This is a genomic window from Bradyrhizobium sp. CB82 (genome assembly GCF_029714405.1).
Taxonomy (GTDB): domain Bacteria; phylum Pseudomonadota; class Alphaproteobacteria; order Rhizobiales; family Xanthobacteraceae; genus Bradyrhizobium.
The window spans coordinates 3,265,770-3,291,404 of the sequence record NZ_CP121650.1; the positions used below are offsets into that span (position 1 = coordinate 3,265,770).

Here is a 25,635-nt window from a genome sequence, read left to right on the forward strand (position 1 = left end):
CATGCAGTCTCAAGGCAAGGTCGTCGTCGCGAGCCAGCATTATCCGCCGGATCCCAGCACCACGGCGGCGATCATGGCGGAGATCGCGTGCCGCCTTGCCGTGGGCCATGACGTCGTCGTGCTGTCCGGCACGCCCGGCGACTTGCCGGCCTCGCAGACCGGACCGCGCAAGCCGCGCGTCATCGCCGTCAAGAACCGGATGACCGGAAAGGCGGCGCTGGTCCGGCGCGCCCTGGCCGAGATCCTGTTTGCGCTGCGTACCTTTTTCGCATTGACGAAAGTGTTGAAGCGCGGCGATGTCGTGCTCACCGTGACCGCGCCGTTCATGCTGCCCTATGCGGTCGCGGTGGCAGCAAGGCTGAAGGGCGCGCGCTCGGCGCTGATCATGCACGATCTGTTTCCCGACGTGCTGGTGATGGCGGGCCTGCTCGAGCCCCGCTCGATCGTGACCCGCGTGATCCGTGCCGCGAACGCGTTCATGTTCCGCGCGCTCAATGCCGTCATCACCATCGGCCGTGATGCCGAGGGGCCGTTGCTGCGCTACCGCGGCATGACCCCGAACAAGATCCGTTTCATCCCGAATTGGGCGACCCTCGTTCCCGCGCCGCGTCCGGTCACAGCGGACAACCCTTTCCGCCGCGCGGTGCCGGCCTGCTTCATCGTCGGGCTGTCGGGCAATCTCGGTTTCACGCACGATCCGGAGATCGTGTTCGAAGCCGCGCGCCTGTTGCAGCAGGAGACGGACATCCACTTCCTGCTCTCCGGCTGGGGGATCGGCTTCGAGCGGCTGAAGCAGCTGCAGGCGGAATCGAACCTGACGAACGTCTCCTTCGTGCCGCGCGTCGAGGACGCCGAGCTCGAGGCGTTTCTTGCCGCCGCAGACGTCTGGATCATCCCCTATCGGAAGAACGTCGCGGGTGTGTCGGTGCCGAGTAGGTTCTATAATCTCCTGGCCGTCGGTCGTCCCGTGGTGCTGGTTTCGGAGCCGGAGGCGGAGGCCGCATTGACCGTGGTCGAAAACGGATTGGGCTGGGTGGTGGCGCCGGGGCGGCCCGAGGAGCTGGCCAACGCAATCTGCGCGGCGGCCGGCGCCGACGCCAGGGCCATGGCGGAGCGGGCGGTGAAGGTCGCGGCAAAATTCGATCGTGCCGCGGCCATGGATGCCTATGTTGGCGTGATCGACGAACTGTTACGCAATCCGGAGCTAGCGGGGCAACGATGAGCGAGCGAAAGCCGGTTGTGCTGGTGACGGGCGCCAGCGGCTTTGTCGGCCGCCACGTTGCGCCTGCCCTCATGGAGCAGGGGTGGTCGGTGCGTCGCGCGGTGCGCGGCTCCGAGGGGCTGGATGACGAGGTCGTCATCAAATCGATCGGTCCCGAAACCAACTGGCTGGCCGCGCTCGACGGCGTCGATGCCGTCGTCCACCTTGCTGCCCGCGTTCACCATAAGCACGATGAGCACGCGGTCGAGCTCTATCGCAACGTCAACATCGCCGGCACCCTGCATCTGGCGCGATCGGCGGCTGCGGCCGGCGTGCGCCAATTCGTCTTCATCAGCACCGTGCTGGTGCACGGCCGCAGCAATGAGGGCCGCGCGCCGTTCAGCGAGGACGATATCCTGACCCCGCGCGGGCTTTACGGCATGTCCAAGGCGGCTGCCGAGGCAGGTCTCAAGACGCTGGCGCGCGACAGCGACATGAAGATTTCGGTGATCAGGCCGCCGCTGGTCTATGGCGCCGGGGCCAGAGGAAATTTTGCGCTGCTTTGCCGGGCGGTCAGTCTCGGATTGCCGCTCCCGTTCGCTGCGATCCGCAATCAGCGCGCCTTCCTGGCCGTTCAAAACCTCTCGTCGTTCATCCTGCGCCGGCTCGCTCATCCCGATCCCGCGAGCAATTTCGAGATCTTCCTGATCGCCGACAAGGAGCAGGTCTCGACGCCCGAATTCATCGAGAGGCTGGCCAAGGCTGCGGGCAAGCGGCCACGGCTGTTTGCGGTCCCGCAGGATCTCTTGGGTTCGCTTCTCGGGTTCATCGGCCGCCAGGACACCCATGACAGCCTGATCGGCTCGCTCGAACTCAACGTATCGAAGGCGATCGCGACCGGTTGGCGGCCGGAGGTGTCGCTTGACGAGGGGTTGCGGCTGGCATTGTCCGATCAGGACGCCTGACAGCCGGCGGCGTCGTCTCAGCCCGCCCGCATGTGAGAAAACCTGTGCAGCACGAAGCCGACTGCGATCGCGCCTGCAAGCAGCGCCAGCGTGGTGGCCGTCATTGAGGAGGCCTTGATCGTGGCGAGGGCGAGCAGCGCAAGCAGGAGATTGAGTGCGAACACCTCGCCGACCACGCGAGACACCGTGAAGCCGTTGTCGGTGGCGCGCTGATAGAAATGCGTGCGATGCGCCGACCAGAACGGCTCGCGCCGCGCAATGCGCCGGAGCAGCGTGACGGTGGAATCGGCGAGATAGTACGCCGGCAGCAGCAGCGCTGCGGCGATTTGCTGATGCCACGCAAGCCCCAGCAGGCACCAGCCGAGCAGGAGTCCGATCGGCAGGCTGCCGACGTCCCCCAGGAACACCTTTGCGACGGGCCGGTTGAACGGCGCAAATCCGACCATGGCGCCGCACAGCGCCGCCGCGACCAGCGCCGCCGGCAACGGCAGGTCGCCGAGCCATCCGAGCAGGGCCAGTGCCGTGGTGACCGGGACCACCTCCGACACCGTCATCAGATCGAGCCCGTCCATGAAGTTGACGAGATTCACGAACCACACGCCGGCGATGAGGATGAGGCCGCGCTCGAACACAAGCGGCAGCGCCGGGATGATCCGTAGCGTATCCGGTGTCGTGAACACGACGGCTCCGACGGCAGCGGCCTGGAGCACGAGCCGAAGCAGCACGGGAAGCGGTTTGATGTCATCGGCAAAGCCGACCAGCGCAATCACCACCGTGGCGGCCACCAGCGCCGGCGGTATGGCGAGGCTCGACCAGGCTGCCCAGGAAAGCGCGACCAGGAGCGTCGCGCCGATCACTGCAATGCCGGCACCCTGCGGCGTCGGAATGCGGTGCGAGGAGCGTGCGTTCGGTCGCGCCAGCGCATAGCGCTGGAGCAGCGGGCGGCTGACCCAGGTGACGATCGCCGAAAGCAGCGCCGCGACCGCGGCCGCGATCAGCAGTGATCCTGTCGCAAGAAACGGCGTGCTCACTCCGGCACCCCTATCGGGGCCGATCCCTGCGCGGCTTTCTCCGCGCTGAAGATCCAGACCAGCCCGCCGAACGCTCCGACGATGAAGGTCACGGCACCGAACAGCAGCGAGACGTTGACGCCCTCATTGGCCGCAAGGCCTGCAAAACCGAAGGCGAGGCCCATGGTCGCTTCGCGCACGCCCCAGCCGGCAATCGAGATCGGCATCATCGTGATCAGCATCACCGGCGGAATGAGCAGGAAGATTTCGCCGAAACTGACGGGCGCTGCGATCGATTGCACGACGCACCAGGCGATCACCACCGCCAGGACGTGAACGCCGATCGACAGGATCGCAACGATGGGTCCGCGCGAGCGACTGAAGATCACGCGGTTCGCGATCACCGCGCAGGCGTGAATGTGGTGGGTGGCCCACCAGCGCTTCAGCCACGGCCAGTTCAGGGCCCCGAGCACCAGGAAACCGAGACCGGCCGCGAGCGCGGCAAAGTCCAGCAGCAACAGCGCCGAGCGTCCCTGTGCATCGTTGATGAGACGATAGCTCCAGGGCAGGCTGGCGACGATGACGACTGCGAGCGCGATCAACCCGATCGCGCGATCGACGAAAATGGAATAAGTCGCCGCACGCCATCCGGCGCCGGCGCGCGCAACGAGCCAGAGCCGGACCGCATCGCCGCCGATCGCGGAGGGCAGGGTCTGGTTGAAGAACGTTCCGATCACATTGTAGCGCATCGCGCGGGCGAGTTCGAGCGGCGCGCTGCACTGCGTGCTGATCTCGCGCCAGCGCAGCACGCCGATGAAGATCTGGAGGAACGTCACCGCGATCGCGATGGCGATCCAGTACAAACTGGTCACGGTGAACCGCGAGAACAGATCGGACGGATTCACCTTGCGCAGCGCCAGATAGAGCAGCGCCCCGGAGATCACGATTTTGGCAGTCGACAGCAGGATTCGGCGCATCTCGCCCGCGCTTGAACAGGGGGTTTCTAAGTAGGCGTAACCCGACGCCCTGCGCCGAATTCGGCCGCTTTGGTATGGTCTTGGCGCCTATCTTGCAATAGCTGTCGTGGAGGAGCCGTCGTGAGGGGGCGGGGTGGCTATTGCCGCCCCCTTGGGGTGGCGGCTAAAGAAGCCTCCGCGGACGAAAGATGCCTTGGGAACATGATGGCAGATCAGGCGATTTTGCTCACGGGCGCGGCCGGTTTCATCGGTTTTCACGTCGCCCGGCAGCTTCTGGCCGAAGGCCGGCCAGTCGTCGGGCTCGATAATCTCAACAACTATTACGATCCGGCCTTGAAGCGGGCGCGGCTGGACGCGCTGCAGCGGGATGGCGGGTTTTCCTTCGTCCAGGCCGATCTCGCCGATCGCGACACGATCGCGAACCTGTTTGCGCAGCGCCAGTTCGCGACCGTCGTGCATCTCGCAGCTCAGGCCGGCGTGCGCTACTCGATCGACCATCCGCAGACTTACGTCGATTCCAATCTTCAGGGCTTTCTCAACGTGCTCGAGGGTTGTCGGCACCATGGCTGTCGTCATCTCGTCTATGCCTCGTCATCCTCCGTTTACGGCGCCAACACAAAACTGCCATTTGCCGTCGAGGACAAGACCGACCATCCCGTGAGCTTCTACGCCGCGACCAAGAAGGCCAATGAGGTGATGGCGCAGTCCTACAGCCATCTGTACCGGCTGCCGGTCACGGGCTTGCGCTTCTTCACCATTTACGGTCCCTGGGGCCGGCCCGACATGGCCATGTTTCTGTTTGTAAACGCCATCGTGAATGGCAAGCCGATCCGGCTCTTTAACCATGGCAAGATGCGGCGCGACTTCACCTATGTTGACGACGTCACTCGAGTAGTATCCAAGCTGATTGATCGGGTGCCTGTGGATAATCCGGCCGCCGCAAATGCGCCGTCTCGGCTCTACAATGTGGGTAACCACCATCCGGAAGAGCTGATGCACATTGTCGGACTTCTGGAACGTGAGCTGGGCCGGACGGCAGTCAAGGAACTGTTGCCGATGCAGCCGGGAGACGTGCTGGAGACTTTCGCCGACGTCGGGGATCTGATGCGCGACACCGGATTCGCACCATCAACTCCGATCGAGACGGGTGTCCGCAATTTTGTCGGCTGGTATCGGGACTACTACAAGGTTTGAGATGACCATGGACAGACGCATTATCCCCCTGATCATGTGCGGCGGTGCCGGCACGCGGCTGTGGCCGGCTTCGCGCGAGGTGCGCCCCAAACAGTTTCTGCCACTGTTCGGCACGCGCTCGACGTTCCAGGACACGCTGATGCGCGTCTCCGATGGCACGCTGTTCGATCGTCCGATCGTCATCACCAATGCCGCCTATCGCTTCATGGTGCTGGAGCAGCTCGCCGAGATCGGCATCGAGGCCGATGTATTGCTGGAGCCGATGCGGCGTGACTCAGGCCCCGCGATTGCGGCTGGCGCTGCCTTTGCACAGAGTCGCGACAACGGGGCGATCGTGCTGGCGCTCGCCGCCGATCACGTCGTGCGCGACAACGCCGCGTTCATCGCGGCCTGCCGGCAGGGGCTGGTTGCCGCGGGCGAAGGGTACATCGTCACCTTCGGCGTCAAGCCGGAACGGCCGGCGACCGAATATGGCTACATCAACCCGGGTGAAGCGGTCGCGGGCGAGGTGCGCGCGGTCACGAAGTTCGTCGAGAAACCGGACGCGGTGAAGGCCACCGACTACGTCAATTCCGGCTATCTCTGGAACAGCGGCAACTTCATGTTCCCGGCGGCTGTCCTGCTCGATGAATATCGCAAGGTCGATGCGGCAAGCGTGCAGGCGGTCTCCGAGGCCGTCGCGAACGCCGGCCACGATCTCGGCTTCGTCACGCTGGAGCCGAAGGCGTTCGCTTCCGCCAAGGCGATCTCGGTCGACTATGCGGTGATGGAAAAGACCGCGCGCGCCGCGGTCGTTCCGGTGGCCTGCGGCTGGTCCGATGTCGGCTCCTGGCTTGCGGTGTGGGAGCTGTCGGAGAAGGACGCGCAGGGCAATGCCGCGCACGGCAGTGCCGTGTTCGAGGATTCGCGCAATTGCAACGTCACGACCGATCAGGCGCTGGTCGCGCTCGAAGGCGTCGACGATCTCGTCGTGGTGGCGACCGCCGACGCCGTGCTGGTGTCGCGCCAGAAGGATGCCGACGGCCTGAAGCGCCTCGTGACCAGGCTGAAGACGGTGGCCCCGAAGGTGACCGAGGAGCACCTCAAGGTGCATCGCCCCTGGGGCAGCTATCAGTCGGTCGACAACGGCGCGCGCCACCAGGTCAAGCGCATCGTGGTGAAGCCGGGCGGACGGTTGTCGCTCCAGAAGCATCACCATCGCGCCGAGCACTGGATCGTTGTTCGCGGCGCGGCCCGGGTGACCGTGAACGAGATCGTGAAGACCGTGCACGAGAACGAATCGGTCTACATTCCGATGGGCGCGGTGCACCGGCTGGAGAACCCCGGTAAAATCATGCTGGAACTGATCGAGGTCCAGACCGGCAGCTATCTCGGGGAAGACGATATCATCCGGATTGAAGACGACTATCAAAGGTCGTAACCAGCAACTCCGAATCACGTGATCCGGGCCCAGACACCGACGTCATTCGGCGCTAACTAAGGCCCGGGGAACGTGTAATTTTTTGAATCAAATCGTGTCCGGACCGCTATCTCGGCATTCGCCACAAATGTGGCGCCCGTGCTAGGAGTGGCGCCGGGGATTTGGGTTGAATCGGGGTTCGATCAGATGAGTTCCAAAGGATCTGCACCGGCAAAGGCCGGCTTGCGCGTCGGCGTCATCGGCGCGGGCGTGATGGGCAGCAACCACGCGCGTGTGCTCGCGGGGCTTCCCGGCGTCAGCCTGGTCGGTGTGGTCGATCCCTCGCCGGCGCACCGCGCGCGTGCGACCGAGCTTGCCAATTGCCAGTGCTTCGAGACGCTCGATCAGCTCGTCGCCGAAGGCGTCGATGCCGTCACGGTCGCGGCGCCGACCCATCTGCACCACGAGATCTCGCTCGCCTGCATCGCCAGGAAGGTCCACGTGCTGGTCGAGAAGCCGATCGCATCTTCCGTGGAGGAAGGTCGCGAGATCGTCGCGGCCGCGCAGAACGCCGGCGTGACGCTGATGGTCGGCCATGTCGAGCGCTTCAACCCGGCGGTCGCCGCGGTCAAGCAGGCGATCGCAGGCGAGGACATCCTGTCGATCGCGATCACGCGCGTCGGTCCGTTTCCGCCGCGCATGTCGAATGTCGGCGTTGTCATCGACCTCGCCGTGCATGACATCGATTTGATCCGCTGGTTCACCGAGTCCGACATCGTCGAGGTGCAGCCGCAATTGTCGAGCGCGGTTGCCGAGCGCGAAGACATCGCGCTGTTGCAGTTCCGCACCGCCTCGGGCGTGCTCGCCCACATCAACACCAACTGGCTGACGCCGTTCAAGGCGCGCAGCGTGACGGTCGCGACCCGCGGAAAATACGTCATGGGCGATCTGTTGACGCGCCAGGTCACCGAATGCTTCGGCTTCAAGCCGGACGGCAGCTATTCGATGCGGCATCTGCCGGTCGGCCATGACGAGCCGCTGCGTGCCGAGCTGATCTCGTTCCTCAACGCGGTGCGCAACGGCGAAACGCCGGCGGTGACCGGCGATGAGGGCGTTGCGAGCCTCGAAATCGCCACGCGCTGCCTGGAGGCACCGAGCAGGCCTGCTGCGGCATCTTCGGCCCGCAAGGGGCCGCGCCGCGTCGCCGGCTGATCCGTCTCGATGTCGGCCACCCAGAATCTGCAAGACAACCCGCAAGGCGCCATGAACCAGCATCTGCGTTCCGATCCCATTCCCTTCATCGACGTCGGCGCACAGCGCCGCCGGCTCGGCCCTTCGCTCGATGCAGCCGTCACGCGCGTTCTCGACCATTGCCAGTTCGTCAATGGTCCGGAGGTGACCGAGCTCGAGAAGCAGCTTGCGGCCTATTGCGGCGCCAAGCAAGTGGTGGGCTGCGCCAGCGGCACCGATGCGCTGCTGATGGTGCTGATGGCGAAGAATGTCGGGCCCGGCGATGCCGTGCTGTGTCCGTCGTTCACCTTCATTGCAACGGCTTCGCCGGCGGCGCGAACCGGCGCTACACCGGTCTATGTCGATGTCGACGAGGCGACCTTCAACATGAGCGCCGAGTCCTTGAAGCGGGGCATTGCGACCGCCCGCAAGGCCGGGCTGAGGCCTGTCGCGATCATTCCGGTCGATCTGTTCGGGCAGCCGGCCGATCACGACGCGATCGCCGCGATCGCAAAGGCCGAAGGCCTGTTCGTGATCGACGACGCGGCGCAAAGCTTTGGCGCGAGCTACAAGGGCCGCAAGCTCGGCACGCTGGCGCTCGCGACCACGACCAGCTTCTTCCCGGCAAAGCCGCTCGGCTGCTTCGGCGACGGCGGTGCGATCTTCACCGACGATGACGAACTCGCGCACACGCTGCGCAGCATTCGCGTCCACGGCCAGGGCGCGGACAAATACGACAACGTGCGTCTCGGCCTGACCGGCCGGCTCGACACCATGCAGGCCGCGATCCTGATCGAGAAGCTCAAGATTTTCGACGACGAGATCGCGGCGCGCAACGAGGTGGCCGAGCGCTATGCGCGCGGCCTGTCCAACGTCGTCACCGTGCCGCGGCTTGCGCCCGGCTGCACCTCGGTCTGGGCGCAGTATACCATTCGCCTGCCTGAGGGCACGGACCGCGACGCCTTTGCCGCCGCGCTCAAGGCCCAGGGCGTGCCGACCGCGATCTATTATGCGAAGTCCATGCACCAGCAGACGGCCTACAGGCACTATCCGGTCGCCGACGGCGGCCTGCCGGTCTGCGAGAGCCTGTCGGAGGACGTCATCAGCCTGCCGATGCACGCCTATCTGGACGAAGCGGCCCAGGAGCGAATCATCGCCGCCGTGCGCGGGGCGATTGCGGGCTGAGTTTGCTTTCACCTCTCCCGCTTGCGGGAGAGGTCGGCGCGAAGCGCCGGGTGATGGCTCTTTCCTCTTGGGGGCTCTCGCTTGTGGAGACACCCAACCCTCCCCCGCAAGCGGGGGAGGGGGCGGACCTGCCTCGCAGTTCGCAACTCGACCTGATCTCGATTTCGCCGCTGTTCACCTCTCCCGCTTGCGGGAGAGGTCGGCGCGAAGCGCCGGGTGAGGGCTCTTTCCTCTTGGGGGCTCTCGCTTGTGGAGACACCCTCTCCCCAACCCTCTTCCGCAAGCGGGGGAGGGGGCGGACCTGCTTCGCAGCTCGCAACTCGACCTGATCTCGATTTCGCCGCTGTTCACCTCTCCCGCTTGCGGGAGAGGTCGGCGCGAAGCGCCGGGTGAGGGCTCTTTCCTCTTGGGGGCCATCGCTTGTGGAGACACGCTCTCCCCAACTCTCCCCCGCAAGCGGGGGAGCGAGCGGACTGTCGCCCCGGTTTGCACCTAGACCTATTCCTGACATGCTCTAGAACAGACGCATGCTCGGACGTATCTTCACAGTTGGCGGCTATACGCTGCTCTCGCGGCTGACGGGGTTTGCCCGCGACATCATGCTCGCGGCGATCCTGGGCGCGGGTCCGGTCGCCGACGCCTTCTTCGTGGCGCTGCGATTGCCCAATCACTTCCGCGCGATCTTTGCCGAAGGCGCCTTCAACGCCGCCTGGGTACCGGCCTATGCCCATGTCCATGGCGAGAAGGGCGAGGCGGCTGCAAAACTGTTCGCCGACCGCATCTTCACTCTGCTGTTTGCCTCCCAACTCGTGCTGCTGATCGTCGCCTTCCTGTTCATGCCGCAGGCCATGAGCATCCTCGCGCCGGGCTTCACCGAGGATGCCGCGCAGCGCGGTCTCGCCATCGCGCTGACGCGGATCACCTTTCCCTATCTGCTTTTGATCACGCTGGTGACGCTCTATGGCGGCATGCTCAACGTGATGCAGCGCTTTGCAAGTGCCGCGGCCGCGTCGATCTTCCTCAACGTCTCGATGATGATGACGCTTGCGCTGGCCGCCTGGTTTCCCAGCGCGGGGCACGCTGCGGCCTGGGGCGTGCTGATCTCGGGCTTCCTCCAGTATTTCCTGCTTGCGGGTGATCTCGCACGCCATGGCGGCCTGCCGCGCTTTGCGCCGCTCAAGCTCGACGAGGACGTCCGCAGCTTCTTCAAGGCGCTCGGCCCCGCGACGCTGGGCTCGATGGGCACGCAGGTCGCGCTGTTTGCCGACACCATCATCGCGACCTTCCTGCCCGCAGGCGCGCTGTCGGCGCTCTATTATGCCGATCGCCTCAACCAGCTCCCGATTGGCGTTATCGGCATCGCCATCGGCACGGTGCTGCTGCCGGAGATGTCACGGCGGATCACCGCCAATGACCATGACGGCGCGATGAAGGCGCAGCGCCGCGCGTTCGACTTCACGCTGTTGTTCTCCGTACCCTTCGTCGCGGCCTTCATCACCGTGCCCGAGGCGATCATGCGTGCGCTGTTCGCCCGCGGCGCGTTCTCGAAGGCCGATGCCGCCGCCGCGGGCGCCACGCTCGCGGCCTATGCCATCGGTCTGATCCCCTTCGTGCTGATCCGTAGCGCGGTCGCGACCTTCTATGCGCGCAAGGATACGGCGACGCCGGTTCGCGCCTCGCTGACCGGCATCGCGGTCAACGTCGCCTTGAAGGTCGCATTGATGGGATCGCTCGCCCAGATCGGTCTGGCGCTGGCGACAGCCGTCGGCGTCTGGACCAATCTGCTGCTGGTGCTCTTCTTTGCCATGCGGCGAGGCTTTCTCGTGCCGGACCGCGCCTGGCTGTTGTCGCTCGCCAAATTCCTTCTGACCGGAATCATCCTGGCCGCCGCCTTCTGGCTGATCGCGCGCTTCAGCGCAGCCACTTTTGCCTCCATGCAGGTCTTTCGGGACGAATTGACGCTGGTTCTGTTGGCCGTCGGGGGCGCAATCGTCTATGCGCTCGCGATCCTCGCGCTATTCGGTCGCGCCTGGCTGTTCTCGCTGGTGCGCAGCTAGGCGAACTTCAATAGATTCGTCGTGTCGGCCTGACGGAGGACGAGTTCGCGGAGCGAGGTGCTCGCCTCTAGGGTGCAATCGACATTCGTACATCCCTTGATTTTGTGCGATCGCTGTGCTATTCGCATCTGATGAACAGATCAGTGCGCATCGTCGACTTCAAACACATGACCCGCGTCGGCTGGGCCGTGGAAGGAGTCGCTCGCTAGGAGTTCGACGACGACATCTTTTCACCAGGCCCCGCTGGCATCGGACGGGGCCTTTTGTTTGGCCACGCTCCCTGCCGGCGCAAACAGCAGGAGCATGCGATGCCACCCCAACAGACAAACATCATAGCCGAGACCGAGCGCGATGCCGCAGGGCTCGGCCCCGACATTGCCATCGCATTGGCGAAAGACGCAACGGACCAGGCTTTGGTGGCGGCGCGACTCAATGCGTCGGTTGCCGCGCGGGACGACGCTTTGTCGGAAAAGGATGCTGCTGGACCAACGGATGTATCGACGCGGAGCGTCCCCGGCTTGCTCAAGCGATATTGGCGTGCGTTTCAGGGGTGGCGCGAACGCCAAAGATTACGAACCGCCTTGCAGGACCTGAGCGACAGGGAGCTGATGGATATCGGCTTGACGCGCGGTGAGATCGACTACATCACAGCTCAACGAGCTATCGATAGGCTTAGAGATAGCGCGACGCATCTATGGAGCCGTGGCGTGATATAACCGATCAACCGTCAGAAGCGGACAATGATGTCTCAATTGGGGTCGTTCGAGACAGAGGTAGCAAGCGCCCAGCCAAAATCGTATCGGGTAGTGGCGTAGAGCAACACCTTTCCGCGCAATTCGGTCCTCACAGCCGAGGGCGCTGGTCACTTTTCGCCAACTGACAGGGGCTAAAGCCGTTTGCACTGCCTCTTTTTCCACGGCAATATGCCGGCAAAACAACCATGAGGACGGGAAGAAAAAATGGCTGCTCCCATCAAGTTCGGCGTTGGCCAAAGCGTGCTGCGCAAGGAGGATGACGTACTGATCCGCGGCAAGGGCCGCTACACCGACGATTATGCGCCACACGCGGCCCTGCGCTGCCTGATGCTGCGCTCGCCGCACGCGCACGCCAAATATACGATTGATGTGAGCCGCGCCCGCGCGCTGCCCGGCGTCGCGCTGATCCTGACCGCCGACGACGTCAAGGATCTCGGCAATCTGCCGTGTTTGTTCAACCTCGAGACCGATCCGTTCACCGGCCCGCCCTATCCGATCCTGGCCAAGGACGAGGTCCGCCATGTCGGCGATTCCATCGCGTTCGTGGTGGCCGAGACCATCGATCAGGCCCGCGACGCGATCGAGGCGATCGAGGTGAAGTGGACGCCGCTGCCGGCGGTGACCGGCGTCGTCAACGCCGTGAAGAAGGACGCACCGCAGGTCTGGGCGGACAAGCCCGGCAACGTGCTGTTCGACGTCTCGATCGGTGACAAGGCCGCAACCGAAGCCGCCTTCGCCAAGGCGCATGCGGTCGCCGAAATCTCCATCGTCAATCCGCGCGTAGTCGCGAGCTTCATGGAGACGCGCGCAGCCGTTTGCGAATACGACGCCAAGCGCGACCATCTGACGCTGACGGTCGGCAGCCAGGGCAGCCACCGCCTGCGTGACATCCTCTGCCAAAACGTTCTCAATATCCCGACCGACAAGATGCGGGTGATCTGCCCCGACGTCGGCGGCGGCTTCGGCACAAAACTGTTTCCGTACCGCGAATACGCGTTGATGGCGGTCGCGGCGCGAAAGCTGAAGAAGGCGGTGAAATGGGCGGCCGACCGCTCCGAGCATTTCATGGGCGATGCGCAGGGCCGCGACAACGTCACCACCGCGAAGATGGCGCTGGCCGAGGACGGAAAATTCCTCGCGATGGATTGCGACCTGATGGGCGACATGGGCGCATATCTGTCGACCTTCGGCCCCTACATCCCCCATGGCGGCGCCGGCATGCTGCCGGGCCTCTATGACATCCAGGCCTTCCACTGCCGTGTGCGCACCATCTTCACCCACAGCGTTCCCGTCGACGCCTATCGCGGCGCGGGCCGGCCCGAGGCGGCCTATGTCATCGAGCGTCTCGTCGATGCCTGCGCGCGCAAGCTCGACATGACGCCCGACGCCATCCGTCGCAAGAATTTCATCCAGCCGAAGGCGCTGCCCTACAAGACCGCCACGGGCAAGGTCTACGATTCCGGCGACTTCGCCGCGCACCTGAAGCGCGCGATGGAGATCGCGGAATGGAAGGAGTTTCCCAAGCGTGCCAAGGCGGCCAAGAAGCAAGGGCTGATCCGCGGCATTGGCTTAGCGAGCTATGTCGAGATCTGCGGCGTGATGGGAGAAGAGACCGCCAATGTCAGGCTCGACCCCAACGGCGACGTCACCGTCCTGATCGGCACGCAATCGAGCGGGCAGGGCCACCAGACGGCTTATGCCCAGATCGTTGCCGAGCAGTTCGGCCTGCCGCCGGAGCGCGTGCATATCCACCAGGGTGACACCGACGAGATCGCGACCGGGCTCGGCACCGGCGGCTCGGCCTCGATCCCCACAGGCGGCGTCTGCGTGGAGCGCGCCACGGGCGAACTTGGCAAGAAGCTCAAGGAGTTCGCGGCGCAGGCGCTGGAGGCAAGCGCCGGCGACCTCGAGATCTCGGGCGGCGCGATCCGCATCGCAGGCACCGACCGCTCGATCTCCTTTGCCGATCTCGCCAAGCGTCCCGGCGCCGACCCCTCGAAGATGAACGGCAGCGCGACCTTTGCCAGCGCCGACGGCACCTATCCCAACGGCACGCATCTGGCGGAAGTCGAGATCGATCCGGCCACCGGCACGATCAAGATCGTCAACTACGTGATCGTCGACGATTTCGGCAAGACGCTCAATCCGCTCCTGCTCGCAGGCCAGGTGCATGGCGGCGCCATGCAGGGCATCGGCCAGGCGCTGATGGAGCAGGTGGTCTATGGCGCGGGTGACGGCCAGCTGGTCACCGGCACCTATATGGACTATGCGCTGCCGCGCGCGGCCGATGGTCCGGTCTTCGTGTTCGAGACCCACAACGTCCCCTGCAAGACCAATCCGCTGGGGGTGAAGGGCGCGGGCGAGGCCGGCGCGATCGGCTCGTGCCCTGCCGTCGTCAACGCCATCGTCGAGGGCCTCTGGCGCGAATACAAGATCGACCACATCGACATGCCGGCAACGCCGGAGCGGGTGTGGATCGCGATCAACGAGCATCGCCGCCGTCACAGCCTCTAATGCGTGATCTCCGCACGCGGGAATAAAAGCCCGCGGCGGGGTTCTATTCAGGGATGGGCCGTGCCTCCCGCAATGCGGAGCATGGGCCTCTCTTGAAACGTCTGCGAGCCCGGAGAAAATACCAAATGAAACGGACGATTGTTGTCGCGGGTGCCCTTCTGTTGGGGGCGGGCGCCGTGATGGCGCAGCAGGAGATTGCCGTTCAGCAGGACAATCTGATGCGCTCGCAGGCCAAGAGCCTGTATGACGTCATCCAGAAGATGTCGAAAGGCAACATTCCCTACAATCAGAAGCAAGTGGACCAGGCGCTTGCTGCACTGGAGGCGGATGTCGCCAAGATCGAGAAGACCTTTGAAGTCAATCCTAAGCAGGACGTCGTGAACGCGACCTACGGCGCGTCGCAAAAGGTCTGGCAGAACAAGGCCGATTTCGACTCCAAGATCCCGCCGGTGCAGAAAGCGATCGCCGACGCCAAGGTCCATAACGTCGCAACGCTGAAGGCGGCCTACACCCGCATCAACGACCGCTGCAACGACTGCCACGAGACCTATCGCGTGAAGCTGAAGTAGCGGTCTCGCGCTTCGCTCCTGCTCGTCCTGCGCGTTGCGATTGTCGGTCGAGCCCGAAAAAATTGGGAACCACCCTGCCGTGGTCCGGTTCAAGGCCAGTAGGGCAGGGTAACTGACATAGCGTGCAGCTCGCGCGCTGCTCTTCAGCGCGGCTCGCTCCTGACGCCATGCGCATCGTCGCGGTATGCCTTCACCTCCGATCGAGACATCGCGCTCTCGAATACGGCGATGCGAAGCTGCTCTCTCTCGTCGCTGCACTGCCTCAGCAGGAGGCGGCGCAGCTCGCGAACGCTCGCGTTTTCTTCGAGCGCGCGTTGCGCACGCGCGAGCAGGGGATTCGTCATGCAGTGATTGTGTCAGATTTCCTCTGAAGCGCCATCACCTATGTTACGCGGCTCTTCTCTTGGGAAAGGCTCATATGTCTTTCGGCCGAGGAACGCATCAGGCGTCGGCTGCCTCAAGACCTCCAGCGCGTCGCGCAAAGCGTTACGCACGTATTCGATGTGCGCCGTATCGCAGGGTAATGGATGATGGATGTCGCGTGGACCCGGCATAGCCGCGCTCCCTGTTGTGCAGGCGGGAGCGCAATCGGTCTCTCAGCCACCGACGCCTACGGTCAGAGCCTCGGCCGGTGATGTAGCGAAACGACCAGTTCCGCGAATGGTTCAAAACAAAATTGGCTCGGCCGGGTCGGTTTTTGCTGCGTCACGATCAAGCGAACGACTGGGCCTCTCCCGACCATTCCCGACATCAACACCAAAGCTTCAAATCCGTCGCGATTGCATGGGCTTGCCGAACAAACCGATCCATGCACATCGATCGTCGGATCGGGGTCAGGGCGTGCCATCCCGCGGCGAATGCGACTTCAGCCATCCTGTGCGTTTGGCCGCGGAAGCGTCGAGGCTCTGAGGGAGCGCTGTCACAGTGCCGAGGATGAGTTATCTTCAAGTCGAGCCGCTGCGTCGCGGATGAGCGCTGTTGGATGCTCGCGCATCTTTCACGATCGTTGCGACTGCGGAGCTTCGGCGACTGCGAGGATCTGAAATCATCAGCGAGACAGGCCATGACAAAACCGTTTCCTTCGAAGACCCATATCGGCAATCATATGCTGCATCCCGAAACGCTGATGCTGACCTATGGCTACGATCCGCAACTGTCGGAAGGCGCCATCAAGCCGCCAGTGTTTTTGACCTCGACCTTCGTGTTCAGGACGGCCGAGGACGGTCAGGACTTCTTCGATTTCGTCTCCGGCCGGCGCGAGCCGCCCGAGGGGATGGGGGCGGGCCTCGTCTATTCGCGGTTCAATCATCCCAACAGCGAAATCGTCGAGGACCGCCTCTCGGTGTACGAGCGCACCGAGAGCTGCGCGCTGTTTTCATCCGGCATGGCTGCGATCTCGACCACGATCCTCGCCTTTGTCCGCCCGGGCGACGTCATTCTGCACTCCCAGCCGCTCTATGGCGGGACGGAAACCCTGCTGACGAACACGCTTGCGCGCCTCTCGATTGGCGCGGTCGGCTTCGCCGATGGCATCGACGAGGCCGCGGTCAGGCAGGCCTCCGAGGAGGCCCTGCGCAAGGGCCGCGTTGCCATGATCATCATCGAAACCCCGGCCAACCCGACCAATGGCCTTGTCGATATCGCGATGATCCGTCGCGTTGCCGACGCGATCGGAAAGACCCAGGGACACACGCCGATCATCGCCTGCGACAACACCTTGCTCGGGCCGGTGTTTCAGCGGCCGATCGAGCATGGTGCTGATATTTCCTTGTACTCGCTGACCAAATATGTCGGGGGTCATTCCGACCTGATCGCAGGTGCCGCGCTCGGCTCAAAGGCGATCATGAAGGGCATCAAGGCGCTGCGCGGGGCCATCGGCACCCAGCTCGATCCGCATTCCTGCTGGATGATCAACCGGTCGCTCGAGACGTTGAGCCTGCGCATGGAGAAGGCCGACAGCAATGCGCGCCTCGTGGCGGACTATTTGCGCGACCACCCCAAGGTGGCGAAGGTCCACTATCTCGGTCACCACGAAGAGACGTCGCCGGCCGGACGCGTGTTTGCACGGCAATGCCTCGGCGCGGGGTCGACGTTCTCCTTCGACATCGTCGGCGGCAAGGCGGCGGCCGTGAAATTCCTCAACGCGCTGCAAATCCTCAAGCTGGCGGTGAGTTTGGGCGGAACGGAGTCGCTGGCCAGCCTGCCTGCGACCATGACCCATTCCGGCGTTCCCGCGGACATCCGCCAAAAGATCGGCGTCCTGGAGTCCACGATCCGGCTCTCGATCGGCATCGAAAACCCCTCCGATCTGATCGCGGACCTCGCGCAGGCGTTGGGTGCGGCTTAGCTGGTCGGGCGCGAGCCTAGCCATCCTTGTATTAGCCCGATCTCTTATGATGGTGCCGTTCCGTGAGGAATGGCCCAGCCCGGGTGACGGCCCGAGCTGGGTCGCCGTTCGATCGGATCGGTACCCATCGAAGCCTTAAGGGCTGTCCGACGTAGCGAGATCGCGACCGGCACTTCATCGGGACCCGAATGGTTGAACGAACTTGAGGTTCGCATAACAAGGGAGGGATCGACGAAGATGGGCAAGCATACCACGACCTGTGCCGGGGTCGATACCGGCAAACGGAAGCTTGATGTGGCGATCGAGGGCCGCCGCGAGCAGTTGCAGGTGGAGAACACGTCGGAAGGTCACGAGGCTTTGTTGGCGTGGCTGCGACAGCATCGCGTCAAGCGCATCGGCATCGAGGCGAGCGGCGGTTACGAACAGCCTGTCGTCGCTGAACTGCGACGCAAGCGGTTTGTGGTTGTGGTGTTTCAGCCGGCTCAGGTCCGGGCCTATGCCAAATTCCACTTGCGGCGGGCCAAGAACGATAAGATCGATGCTGCTCTTATCGCAGCTTGCACCGCAGCGGTGCGGAAGATCCATGCCGCTCCCGATCCTCGGTTGCGGCCATTCGCCGAGCAACTGACCATGATCGATCAGATCGGCGAGGATATCGCGCGCCTCAAGAACAGGATCGAGAGCTGCCGCAATGTAGGGATTAACCAGCTCTGGCATGAGGATATCGCGCGTTTGGAACAACGTGAGAAGGCCGCACTCAAGGCTCTGGTCGCCTCGATCTGCAAGCATCCCGACCTTGCCAAGAGGCTTGCGCTGATCAACAGCGTCGACGGCATCGGGCTGCCGACCGCCGTTGCCATCCTGGTGCGTCTGCCTGAGATCGGCCGGATCACACGGGAGCAAGCTGTCGCTCTCGCCGGACTTGCGCCCTATGACGACGACAGCGGCGACCAGGTCGGGGTTCGGCATATTGAAGGCGGACGAAAGCGGCTGCGTCGCGCCCTTTATACCGCTTCACTGGCTGCATCGTTTCGATGGAATCCACAGCTCATCGAGCTCTACCGCAGGCTGACCGCAGCCGGAAAGGAACACAAGCGCGCGCTCGTTGCCTGTGCCAGGAAGATGCTCATCTTTGCCAACACAGTGGTGGCTCGCGGCACGCCATGGTGCGGCGAACCGCCGGTGCGATCCTTCTCTGTTTCTTAGTTGGACCGGGACGAGTTTCTTCGTCCCGACCTACGGCCTCTCACGACGCCGCGCGCAGCGTCCGTCAAGGCTGGCCGTCGCTCGCCAGAACTCACCTTATCTGCCGCCAGGCCACGCCTTGACGGACGCGAGTACGGCGTCATCGTGGCGGGCTCGGATGATCAAAAGGGCGTAGAACACAGCCACCATTTAATGGTTGCTACTGGAAGACGAGTGCCGGAAGAAAACCTTTCGGTACATGTTTCGAGAGGTTCGATGATCTGAAGCAGAATGCGATGTCGCTGCTGTTCACCGAAGTCGCCGACATCTTCACGTCGGATCCGATGAACCCTGTTCGATGCATGCAGGGCTCGGAATGACCTCGTCGAAGCGGGGTGTGCTGTGTCTTCGGTTCACAAAACAGCCGGACGCTCCTACGGGCACCCGGCCTAGTTTCGTGGCAAGACAATGCTGCTTACTTCGTCACCTGGCCGCGGATCTCGCCGCCCGGGTTCGCCGCGGTGTGGATGTTGACATAGTACTTGCCGGCGAGCAGATCGGCGGCCTGCGCGTCGGTGAGCGTCGCTTCACCCTTGACGGGGCTCGTCGCCGCATTCGGGATCGCGACCGCGACGCCGGCATTCTTGCCGGCCTCGGCCGGGCCGTGGAAATGAGCGGCGGTCGCGGGGCCCGTCAGGCCGGAATAGGTAACGGTCCAGGAGAGTTTCTTGCTGGCGGCGTCATAGTCCAGATCGGCCTTGCCGGTGCCGCTGCTGGTCGTCGCAGGCACCTCGGACTTGGCGTCCAGCGTTGCCTTCAATTTCTCCGCGCAGGCGGGTCCGGCAAACGCAACGGCGGCCGTCAGCGCGAGCGTGGCAAGAAGGGGCTTGTTCATGGTTCTCTCCCTGTTGACCTCGAAAGGTGGCAAACGTCCAAACAGTGCGACTTGGAATTTATTCCCCTCCGCCGATCAAACCATCTAAATTAATCGTGGCTGGAGCGGCCGCGGCCGCGCCTTTAAGTTCGTCGGACATCGATGGATTCTACGAATGTTGCGACGAACAATCATTGCTGCGCTGCTCGCCACCGGTCTCGGCCTTGCGCTCTACTGGTGGCTCACGGCGCCGGTCGCCCTGGCACTGCCGGCCGCCTCGCGCGCGCCCGATCTTGCCAACGGGCAGGAGTTGTTTAACGCCGGCGGCTGCGCATCCTGCCATGCCGTGCCCAATCAGCCCGACCGCCTGCGGCTCGGTGGAGGCCTTCCGATCGGCTCGCCGTTCGGCACCTTCTATGCGCCGAACATCTCGCAGGATCCGACCGACGGGATCGGACGCTGGAGCGAGGCCGATTTCGTCAATGCGGTGATGAAGGGTGTCTCGCCCGATGGCGGGCATTACTTTCCGGCGTTTCCCTATACGTCCTACGCGCATGCGAAGGTGGACGATGTCCGCGATCTCTTCGCCTATCTGAAGACGCTGCCTGCCGTGTCGGGCAGGGTGCGCGATCACGATCTGCCGTTTCCGTTCAACATCCGCCGCAATGTCGGCGTCTGGAAATGGCTGTTCATGGACGGCACGCCGTTCGTGGCGGATGCCGCGCGCTCGCCGCAATGGAATCGCGGCGCCTATCTCGTGAACAGTTTTGGCCACTGCGCCGAATGCCACAGCCAGCGCAATCTGCTCGGCGGTCTCATCACCTCGCAGCGCTTTGCCGGCGGCCCCAGTCCGGAAGGCGAGGGCTGGGTGCCGAACATCACGCAAAAGGGCATTGGCGACTGGAGCGAGAACGACGTCGCCGATTTCCTCGAGACCGGCGATATGCCCGAGGGCGACAGCGCCTCCGGCGCGATGCGGCCGGTGATCAAGAATCTCGCCCAGCTCACGGCGGAGGACCGCGCCGCGATGGCCGAATATCTGAAATCGCTGCCGCCGGTCGAGGGACCCAAGCCGCCGCCGAAGCGGAAGGAGGGTGGCTAGTCTTGCTCCGTCGCAAGACCCTCATGGTGAGGAGCGCGGAACGGGCGTCTCCGGACGGTGCTTCGCATCGCCGGGCGAACCATGAAGGCCCGGATCTCACCCGCGGCCATCCTTCGAGACGCCAGCTTCTCGCGGGCTCCTCAGAGGCTGTGAATCTTTTTGACTGCTCGCAAGCGGTATAGCCGAAAGCTGGTGCTGTGTGATTCTCTTGCGGTGATGGATTCGCAGGAGGGATGATGGCCGCTGATGAATTGTTTGGGGATCTGCCGGAGCAGGCAAAGCCGCAAGCCGGTGCGGCGCCGCTCGCAGCGCCGCGACTTCGTGAGCCCCAACGCGATCAAATCGAGTTGCGAGCAGTGGATATCGAGAGCCTGATCGGGGAAGACCATCCGGTGCGCCTGATCTGGTCCTATGTCGAGGAACTCGACCTGAGTGAGCTGGAGAACCGGATCAAAGCGCGGGGCGATCGGCCCGGTCACCCCGCGACATCGCCGCGGCTTTTGCTGGCGCTGTGGCTCTATGCCACCAGCGAGGGCGTCGGCAGCGCGCGCGCGTTGGAGCGGCTTTGCGAGAGCCATGACGCCTATCGTTGGCTGTGTGGCGGGGTGTCGGTGAACCATCACACGCTGGCGGACTTCCGGGTCGGTTGCGCCGACCTGCTCGACCGGCTGCTTTGCGAGCATTTGGCGGTGCTGGCGAAGGTCGGCCTCGTCAATCTGGAAACGCTGGCGCAGGACGGTGTTCGGGTCCGGGCCAGCGCCGGGGCCGCTTCGTTCCGGCGGGAGGCGACGCTCGATCGGCACCTGGCCTTGGCTGAGGCGGTGGTGGAAGACCTCAAACGCGAGGTTGACGCTCGTTCGGATGCTAGCAATCAGCGCATGAAGGCCGCCAAGGAGCGCGCCGCGCGTGAGCGCAGAGCGCGCGTCAAAGCGGCGCAGACGGCGCTCGCCGAAATCAAGCAGCAGCGCAAGGAGCGCGAAGAAAAGCGCGGCAACGGCAAGAAGCCGAAAGAGCCGCGGGCCTCCACGACGGACGCCGACGCACGGGTCATGAAGATGGCCGACGGCGGCTTCCGCCCCGCCTACAACGTGCAGGTGACGAGTGCCGCCGGCCAGCCGATCGTCGTTGACATCAAGGTCTGCAACACCGGGTCCGACCGCGGCCTGATGCGGCCCATGCTGGAGCGGCAGCGCGCGCGTCCTGGCGGGTTGCCCAAGGACCATCTCGTCGATGGCGGCTTTGGCAGTGCCGAGGACATCGAGTGGGCGCACGCCGAGGGCATCGATATCTTTTGCCCGCCCACTCAATCCAAGCACGGCACCGATCCCCATCTACCGCGACGCGGCGACGGCCCGGGGGTGTTGGCCTGGCGTGCGCGCATGGCGAGCGAAGAGGGCAAGGCCCGATACAAGCCCCGGTCGATTTGCGAGTGCATACATGCCCGCTGGCGCAACTGGGACCTGCGCCAATTGACCGTGCGCGGCTTCGAAAAGGTCCGCGCCGTCGTGCTCTGGTACGCCCTCGCCAACAACATCCTGCAAGGCAACCGCCTCGCTAGCGCATAGAGGAGCGTTCATCGACATCCCCCAACCTCGCCACAGCCGCCCAGCCCACGCGTTGCCACGACGAGGAACTGCCACATCCTTCGATGACCACGCAAAACGAGAAAGATTGGCAAGCTCTCAGGATGAGGGGGAGAGTGCTTGTGATCCAGAAGGACTAACTGCCTCCAAACGCCTTGAAGGTGATGATGGTGAGGGTGTCCTGGATGCCCGGTAGCACCTGCACCTTCTCGTTGATGAAGTGGCCGATGTCGGTGTCCTTGTCGACATAGAACTTCACCAGGAGGTCGTAGTGACCCGCCGTGGAATAGATTTCGGAGGCGATCTCGGCTTCGGCGAGCGCGTTGGCGACCGTGTAGGACTGGCCGAGCTTGCATTTGATCTGGACGAAGAAAGGAACCATCGCGGTTGCTCCGAAGGCATGATTTGGCGGCTAATAGGGCAAAATCGGCCGGCTTTAGCAAGCGAACTTGCCGGTCTCGGGCGCAGGCAAGCTTGCTGCCCCCCGGTATGCGGGTTACAGCATGATCCGGACCCGCGCGTTAGCGCAAGGTGGGCACCGGTTTTCCGAAAGGATCATGCTCCAAGGAAAGGACAGACCATGGCCCCGATCCAGCAAAAAGCCGCGCCATGACGCCCACGGCGCTGACCATCGCCGGCTCCGATTCGAGCGGCGGCGCCGGCATCCAGGCTGACCTGAAGACCTTTGCCGCGCTCGGCGTCTATGGCGCCTCGGCGATCACAGCGCTGACCGCGCAAAACACGAAAGGCGTGACAGGCATTCACGCGGTGCCCGCCGACTTCGTGACCGCGCAGATCGATGCGGTGTTCTCCGATCTCGACGTCGGCGCGGTCAAGATCGGCATGGTCGCGCAGGCGGCCAGCATCGATGCGATCGCCTCCAGCCTGATACGATGGTCGCCGCGGCATGTCGTGCTCGATCCCGTGATGGTCGCGAGCTCCGGCGACCGGCTGCTGGCGGCCGAGGCCGTCGAGGCGCTCCGCAAAGAACTCATTCCGCTCGCATCGGTGATCACGCCGAACCTGCCCGAGGCTGCCGCGCTGCTCGACGAGCCGGTGGCGGTGAGCGGGGCCGGGATCGAGAGCCAGGGGCGCCGCCTGCTCACGCTTGGTTGCCGCGCGGTGCTGATCAAGGGCGGACACGGGCAGGGCGCCGAGAGCATCGACTATCTCGTCACGGCGGATGGGGCGACTGCGCTCGCCGCGCCGCGCGTTGCGACCCAAAATACCCATGGCACCGGCTGCTCGCTGTCCTCGGCGGTCGCGGCTGGTCTCGCCAAAGGCGAGGACCTCGCGACGGCCGTGCGCAACGCCAAGGCCTGGCTCAGCGCGGCCATTGCGGCCGCCGACCGCTTCAGCGTCGGACACGGCCACGGACCGATCCATCATTTCCACCGGATCTACTGAGCGCCGCGATTAACCAACACGCGGGCTGTCCATCCGGAGTCTTGCGGGCCGCATCGCTTCGCCATGTCGCCAGATTGTCGCACGCGGCTGGTATCCGCTGAGGGCGCGAGGCGAAACCTGATTCGTATTTGTACACGCCTCGCAGGTTCAAAATCGTCATCCCCCTGTCACGGGACATTGTTACAGGCTGATGCATGGGAAGTTACGATATGAGTGACGAGAGTCCCGAACGGCGCTTCCGGACCTTGTTCATCTCCGACGTTCATCTCGGAGCCCGCGGTTCGCAAGCCGATCTCCTCCTGGACTTCCTGCGCTACCACGATGCCGACACGATCTATCTCGTCGGCGATATCGTCGATGGTTGGGCGCTGAAATCGGGCTGGTACTGGCCGCAATCGCATAACGATCTCGTCCAGAAGCTGCTGCGCAAGGCGCGCAAGGGCGCCAAGGTCATCTACATTCCCGGCAATCACGACGAGTTCCTGCGGAATTATTACGGCACGCATTTCGGCGGGATCGACGTCGTCGAGAACACCGTCCACACCGGCGCTGATGGCAAGCGTTATCTCGTGATCCACGGCGACATCTTCGATCTCGTGGTGCAGAATGCGCGCTGGCTCGCCCATCTCGGCGACAAGGCCTACGATTTCGCGATCCAGGTCAACCGGCTCGTCAACTTCTTCCGTCGCGCGTTCGGCGTGCCTTATTGGTCGCTGTCACAATGGGCCAAGCTGAAGGTCAAGAACGCCGTCAACTATATCGGCGCGTTCGAGCAGGCGCTTGCCGCCGAAGCACGGCGCCACGATGCCGACGGCGTGATCTGCGGCCACATCCACTATGCCGTGATCCGCGACGAGAACGGCATCCGCTACATGAATTGCGGCGACTGGGTCGAGAGCTGCACCGCGCTTGTCGAGCACGACGACGGTCATTTCGAGATCATCACCTGGGCCGATCAGTTGCGAAAGGCCGCGCCAGTCGTGCCGGTGGCCGCAAGAGCCGCGTGATGCGCATCCTGGTCGCGACCGACGCCTGGCACCCGCAAGTCAATGGTGTCGTTCGGACGCTGACCAAGCTCGCCGACGCTGCCAAGGCGCTGGACGTCGAATTCAGCTTCCTCACTCCGCAATCGTTCCGCACCTTCGCGATGCCGAGCTATCGCGACGTGCGCCTCGCGATGCCGCGGCCGGCGAGAATTGCGAAGCTGATCGAGGAGGCGCGTCCCGACAGCATCCATATCGCGACCGAAGGGCCGATCGGGCTCATGGTCCGCCGTTACTGCCGGCAGCGCAAGCTGCCGTTCACGACGAGCTTCCACACCCGCTTTCCCGAATATGTCCGCGCCAGGGTGCCGGTTCCGGGATCGCTGATCTGGCGGGCGCTGTGCCGTTTTCACGCCCCCAGCCACGCCGTGATGGCCGCGACCCCGGCGCTGGCGCGCGAGCTCAGCGAGCGCGGCTTTGACAAAGTGGTACTGTGGCCGCGCGGCGTCGACAACAAGCTGTTCTATCCCCGCGCCATCGACCTCTGCTTTCCTGCGCCGGTATTTTTGTGTGTCGGCCGGGTCGCGGTGGAGAAGAATCTCCAGGCGTTCCTCAACCTCGATCTGCCCGGCACCAAGGTGATCGTCGGCGACGGTCCGGCGCGCGCAGGCCTCGAGCAGGCCTATCCCCAGGCGATCTTCCTCGGCGAAAAGCACGGCGAGGCGCTGGCCGAAATCTATGCGGCGGCCGACGTATTTGTGTTTCCGAGCCGGACCGACACGTTTGGCCTCGTGCTCCTCGAAGCGCTGGCGAGCGGGCTGCCGGTCGCGGCCTTTCCGGTGAAGGGGCCGCGGGACGTGATCGGCGATGCGCCGGTCGGTGTGCTGGAGGAGGATTTGCGCAGCGCCTGCCTCGCCGCGCTCGACATTTCGAGGCAAGCCTGCGTCGAATTCGCCGCCAACCATACCTGGGAGGCATCCGCGCGCGCCTTCGTCGACAGCATCCGGGCCGTCGGCGCCGTGTTGCCGCATGCCCACGGGCCGGAACAGCCGCGTTTCGTCGCCTGACGCGAAGAATCCCTCACGCGGCGGTGTCTTC

22 protein-coding genes are annotated in these 25,635 nt (G+C 64.1%); 17 read left to right on the forward strand and 5 right to left on the reverse strand.

Going from position 1 to position 25,635, the window contains the following annotated elements; genetic code table 11:
* The first annotated feature begins 1 nt into the window (after window position 1).
* Window positions 2-1,222, forward strand: coding sequence for a glycosyltransferase family 4 protein (locus tag QA640_RS15625; RefSeq protein WP_283041499.1), 1,221 nt, complete (start codon window positions 2-4; stop codon window positions 1,220-1,222).
* Window positions 1,219-2,166 carry an NAD-dependent epimerase/dehydratase family protein gene (locus QA640_RS15630; protein WP_283041500.1) on the forward strand — a complete coding sequence of 316 codons (948 nt, stop codon included), beginning with the start codon at window positions 1,219-1,221 and terminating at the stop codon, window positions 2,164-2,166. The genes QA640_RS15625 and QA640_RS15630 overlap by 4 nt, the downstream gene beginning before the upstream one ends.
* A gap of 17 nt (window positions 2,167-2,183) precedes the next feature.
* Here the strand turns inward: QA640_RS15630 and QA640_RS15635 are convergent, their stop codons facing one another.
* Window positions 2,184-3,197 carry a glycosyl transferase gene (locus tag QA640_RS15635; RefSeq protein ID WP_283041501.1) on the reverse strand — a complete coding sequence of 338 codons (1,014 nt, stop codon included), beginning with the start codon at window positions 3,195-3,197 and terminating at the stop codon, window positions 2,184-2,186.
* Window positions 3,194-4,153, reverse strand: coding sequence for a lysylphosphatidylglycerol synthase transmembrane domain-containing protein (locus QA640_RS15640; RefSeq protein ID WP_283041502.1), 960 nt, complete (start codon window positions 4,151-4,153; stop codon window positions 3,194-3,196). Before QA640_RS15640 ends, QA640_RS15635 begins: the two co-directional genes overlap by 4 nt.
* Window positions 4,154-4,357: 204 nt before the next feature.
* On the opposite strand from QA640_RS15640, the gene QA640_RS15645 reads away from it, so the two are divergent.
* From QA640_RS15645 to QA640_RS15680, 8 genes are all read left to right on the forward strand, one after another.
* Window positions 4,358-5,347 carry an NAD-dependent epimerase gene (locus tag QA640_RS15645; protein WP_283042804.1) on the forward strand — a complete coding sequence of 330 codons (990 nt, stop codon included), beginning with the start codon at window positions 4,358-4,360 and terminating at the stop codon, window positions 5,345-5,347.
* A gap of 7 nt (window positions 5,348-5,354) precedes the next feature.
* Complete coding sequence (locus QA640_RS15650; RefSeq protein ID WP_283041503.1) at window positions 5,355-6,767, forward strand: mannose-1-phosphate guanylyltransferase/mannose-6-phosphate isomerase; 1,413 nt, start codon at window positions 5,355-5,357, stop codon at window positions 6,765-6,767.
* A gap of 186 nt (window positions 6,768-6,953) precedes the next feature.
* Window positions 6,954-7,958: a Gfo/Idh/MocA family oxidoreductase gene (locus QA640_RS15655; protein WP_283041504.1), complete on the forward strand. Its 1,005-nt coding sequence runs from the start codon at window positions 6,954-6,956 to the stop codon at window positions 7,956-7,958.
* A 51-nt stretch (window positions 7,959-8,009) separates the two neighbouring features.
* Complete coding sequence (locus tag QA640_RS15660) at window positions 8,010-9,161, forward strand: DegT/DnrJ/EryC1/StrS family aminotransferase (RefSeq protein WP_283042805.1); 1,152 nt, start codon at window positions 8,010-8,012, stop codon at window positions 9,159-9,161.
* A 527-nt stretch (window positions 9,162-9,688) separates the two neighbouring features.
* Window positions 9,689-11,218: a murein biosynthesis integral membrane protein MurJ gene (murJ, locus tag QA640_RS15665; protein ID WP_283041505.1), complete on the forward strand. Its 1,530-nt coding sequence runs from the start codon at window positions 9,689-9,691 to the stop codon at window positions 11,216-11,218.
* 308 nt (window positions 11,219-11,526) lie between these two features.
* Entirely contained in the window at window positions 11,527-11,934 is a 408-nt protein-coding gene (locus tag QA640_RS15670) for a DUF1127 domain-containing protein (protein WP_283041506.1), read from the forward strand.
* Between the two features lie 243 nt (window positions 11,935-12,177).
* Entirely contained in the window at window positions 12,178-14,487 is a 2,310-nt protein-coding gene (locus QA640_RS15675) for a xanthine dehydrogenase family protein molybdopterin-binding subunit (protein WP_283041507.1), read from the forward strand.
* A gap of 125 nt (window positions 14,488-14,612) precedes the next feature.
* Window positions 14,613-15,056 carry a cytochrome c gene (locus QA640_RS15680; protein WP_283041508.1) on the forward strand — a complete coding sequence of 148 codons (444 nt, stop codon included), beginning with the start codon at window positions 14,613-14,615 and terminating at the stop codon, window positions 15,054-15,056.
* A 143-nt stretch (window positions 15,057-15,199) separates the two neighbouring features.
* Here QA640_RS15680 and QA640_RS15685 read toward each other — a convergent pair whose 3' ends face one another.
* Window positions 15,200-15,400, reverse strand: coding sequence for a hypothetical protein (locus QA640_RS15685; RefSeq protein WP_283041509.1), 201 nt, complete (start codon window positions 15,398-15,400; stop codon window positions 15,200-15,202).
* 719 nt (window positions 15,401-16,119) lie between these two features.
* Here QA640_RS15685 and QA640_RS15690 point away from each other — a divergent pair.
* Together QA640_RS15690 and QA640_RS15695 are read left to right on the forward strand one after the other, a co-directional pair.
* A complete protein-coding gene (locus QA640_RS15690) occupies window positions 16,120-17,403 on the forward strand; it encodes a cystathionine gamma-synthase family protein (RefSeq protein WP_283041510.1) in 1,284 nt (427 codons plus the stop codon).
* Window positions 17,404-17,640: 237 nt separating this feature from the next.
* Window positions 17,641-18,609: an IS110 family transposase gene (locus tag QA640_RS15695; RefSeq protein ID WP_283041210.1), complete on the forward strand. Its 969-nt coding sequence runs from the start codon at window positions 17,641-17,643 to the stop codon at window positions 18,607-18,609.
* A gap of 454 nt (window positions 18,610-19,063) precedes the next feature.
* Here the strand turns inward: QA640_RS15695 and QA640_RS15700 are convergent, their stop codons facing one another.
* Complete coding sequence (locus QA640_RS15700) at window positions 19,064-19,483, reverse strand: CHRD domain-containing protein (protein WP_283041511.1); 420 nt, start codon at window positions 19,481-19,483, stop codon at window positions 19,064-19,066.
* Window positions 19,484-19,637: 154 nt separating this feature from the next.
* Between QA640_RS15700 and QA640_RS15705 the strand changes: the two genes are divergently transcribed.
* Together QA640_RS15705 and QA640_RS15710 are read left to right on the forward strand one after the other, a co-directional pair.
* Complete coding sequence (locus tag QA640_RS15705; protein WP_283041512.1) at window positions 19,638-20,564, forward strand: cytochrome c; 927 nt, start codon at window positions 19,638-19,640, stop codon at window positions 20,562-20,564.
* Window positions 20,565-20,797: 233 nt separating this feature from the next.
* Complete coding sequence (locus tag QA640_RS15710; protein WP_283037042.1) at window positions 20,798-22,129, forward strand: IS1182 family transposase; 1,332 nt, start codon at window positions 20,798-20,800, stop codon at window positions 22,127-22,129.
* A gap of 154 nt (window positions 22,130-22,283) precedes the next feature.
* On the opposite strand, the gene QA640_RS15715 is transcribed toward QA640_RS15710, so the two are convergent.
* Window positions 22,284-22,529 (reverse strand): Lrp/AsnC family transcriptional regulator, encoded by a 246-nt coding sequence (locus QA640_RS15715; RefSeq protein ID WP_283041513.1) that lies wholly within the window; start codon window positions 22,527-22,529, stop codon window positions 22,284-22,286.
* Window positions 22,530-22,756: 227 nt separating this feature from the next.
* On the opposite strand from QA640_RS15715, the gene thiD reads away from it, so the two are divergent.
* From thiD to QA640_RS15730, 3 genes are all read left to right on the forward strand, one after another.
* Window positions 22,757-23,554: a bifunctional hydroxymethylpyrimidine kinase/phosphomethylpyrimidine kinase gene (gene thiD, locus QA640_RS15720; RefSeq protein ID WP_283041514.1), complete on the forward strand. Its 798-nt coding sequence runs from the start codon at window positions 22,757-22,759 to the stop codon at window positions 23,552-23,554.
* 194 nt (window positions 23,555-23,748) lie between these two features.
* Entirely contained in the window at window positions 23,749-24,561 is an 813-nt protein-coding gene (locus QA640_RS15725; protein WP_283041515.1) for a UDP-2,3-diacylglucosamine diphosphatase, read from the forward strand.
* On the forward strand, window positions 24,561-25,604 hold the full coding sequence (locus tag QA640_RS15730; RefSeq protein WP_283041516.1) for a glycosyltransferase family 1 protein: 1,044 nt from the start codon (window positions 24,561-24,563) through the stop codon (window positions 25,602-25,604). The genes QA640_RS15725 and QA640_RS15730 overlap by 1 nt, the downstream gene beginning before the upstream one ends.
* Window positions 25,605-25,635: the final 31 nt, after the last annotated feature.

What these genes read in the sequence shown, in the direction of transcription:
- QA640_RS15625 (WP_283041499.1), top strand. Translation starts at nt 2, where the DNA reads ATGCAGTCTCAAGGCAAGGTCGTCGTCGCGAGCCAGCATTATCCGCCG.
- QA640_RS15630 (WP_283041500.1), top strand. Translation starts at nt 1,219, where the DNA reads ATGAGCGAGCGAAAGCCGGTTGTGCTGGTGACGGGCGCCAGCGGCTTT.
- QA640_RS15640 (WP_283041502.1), bottom strand. Translation starts at nt 4,153, where the DNA reads ATGCGCCGAATCCTGCTGTCGACTGCCAAAATCGTGATCTCCGGGGCG.
- QA640_RS15645 (WP_283042804.1), top strand. Translation starts at nt 4,358, where the DNA reads ATGGCAGATCAGGCGATTTTGCTCACGGGCGCGGCCGGTTTCATCGGT.
- QA640_RS15650 (WP_283041503.1), top strand. Translation starts at nt 5,355, where the DNA reads ATGGACAGACGCATTATCCCCCTGATCATGTGCGGCGGTGCCGGCACG.
- QA640_RS15655 (WP_283041504.1), top strand. Translation starts at nt 6,954, where the DNA reads ATGAGTTCCAAAGGATCTGCACCGGCAAAGGCCGGCTTGCGCGTCGGC.
- QA640_RS15660 (WP_283042805.1), top strand. Translation starts at nt 8,010, where the DNA reads ATGAACCAGCATCTGCGTTCCGATCCCATTCCCTTCATCGACGTCGGC.
- murJ (WP_283041505.1), top strand. Translation starts at nt 9,689, where the DNA reads ATGCTCGGACGTATCTTCACAGTTGGCGGCTATACGCTGCTCTCGCGG.
- QA640_RS15670 (WP_283041506.1), top strand. Translation starts at nt 11,527, where the DNA reads ATGCCACCCCAACAGACAAACATCATAGCCGAGACCGAGCGCGATGCC.
- QA640_RS15675 (WP_283041507.1), top strand. Translation starts at nt 12,178, where the DNA reads ATGGCTGCTCCCATCAAGTTCGGCGTTGGCCAAAGCGTGCTGCGCAAG.
- QA640_RS15680 (WP_283041508.1), top strand. Translation starts at nt 14,613, where the DNA reads ATGAAACGGACGATTGTTGTCGCGGGTGCCCTTCTGTTGGGGGCGGGC.
- QA640_RS15685 (WP_283041509.1), bottom strand. Translation starts at nt 15,400, where the DNA reads ATGACGAATCCCCTGCTCGCGCGTGCGCAACGCGCGCTCGAAGAAAAC.
- QA640_RS15690 (WP_283041510.1), top strand. Translation starts at nt 16,120, where the DNA reads ATGACAAAACCGTTTCCTTCGAAGACCCATATCGGCAATCATATGCTG.
- QA640_RS15695 (WP_283041210.1), top strand. Translation starts at nt 17,641, where the DNA reads ATGGGCAAGCATACCACGACCTGTGCCGGGGTCGATACCGGCAAACGG.
- QA640_RS15700 (WP_283041511.1), bottom strand. Translation starts at nt 19,483, where the DNA reads ATGAACAAGCCCCTTCTTGCCACGCTCGCGCTGACGGCCGCCGTTGCG.
- QA640_RS15705 (WP_283041512.1), top strand. Translation starts at nt 19,638, where the DNA reads ATGTTGCGACGAACAATCATTGCTGCGCTGCTCGCCACCGGTCTCGGC.
- QA640_RS15710 (WP_283037042.1), top strand. Translation starts at nt 20,798, where the DNA reads ATGATGGCCGCTGATGAATTGTTTGGGGATCTGCCGGAGCAGGCAAAG.
- QA640_RS15715 (WP_283041513.1), bottom strand. Translation starts at nt 22,529, where the DNA reads ATGGTTCCTTTCTTCGTCCAGATCAAATGCAAGCTCGGCCAGTCCTAC.
- thiD (WP_283041514.1), top strand. Translation starts at nt 22,757, where the DNA reads ATGACGCCCACGGCGCTGACCATCGCCGGCTCCGATTCGAGCGGCGGC.
- QA640_RS15725 (WP_283041515.1), top strand. Translation starts at nt 23,749, where the DNA reads ATGGGAAGTTACGATATGAGTGACGAGAGTCCCGAACGGCGCTTCCGG.
- QA640_RS15730 (WP_283041516.1), top strand. Translation starts at nt 24,561, where the DNA reads ATGCGCATCCTGGTCGCGACCGACGCCTGGCACCCGCAAGTCAATGGT.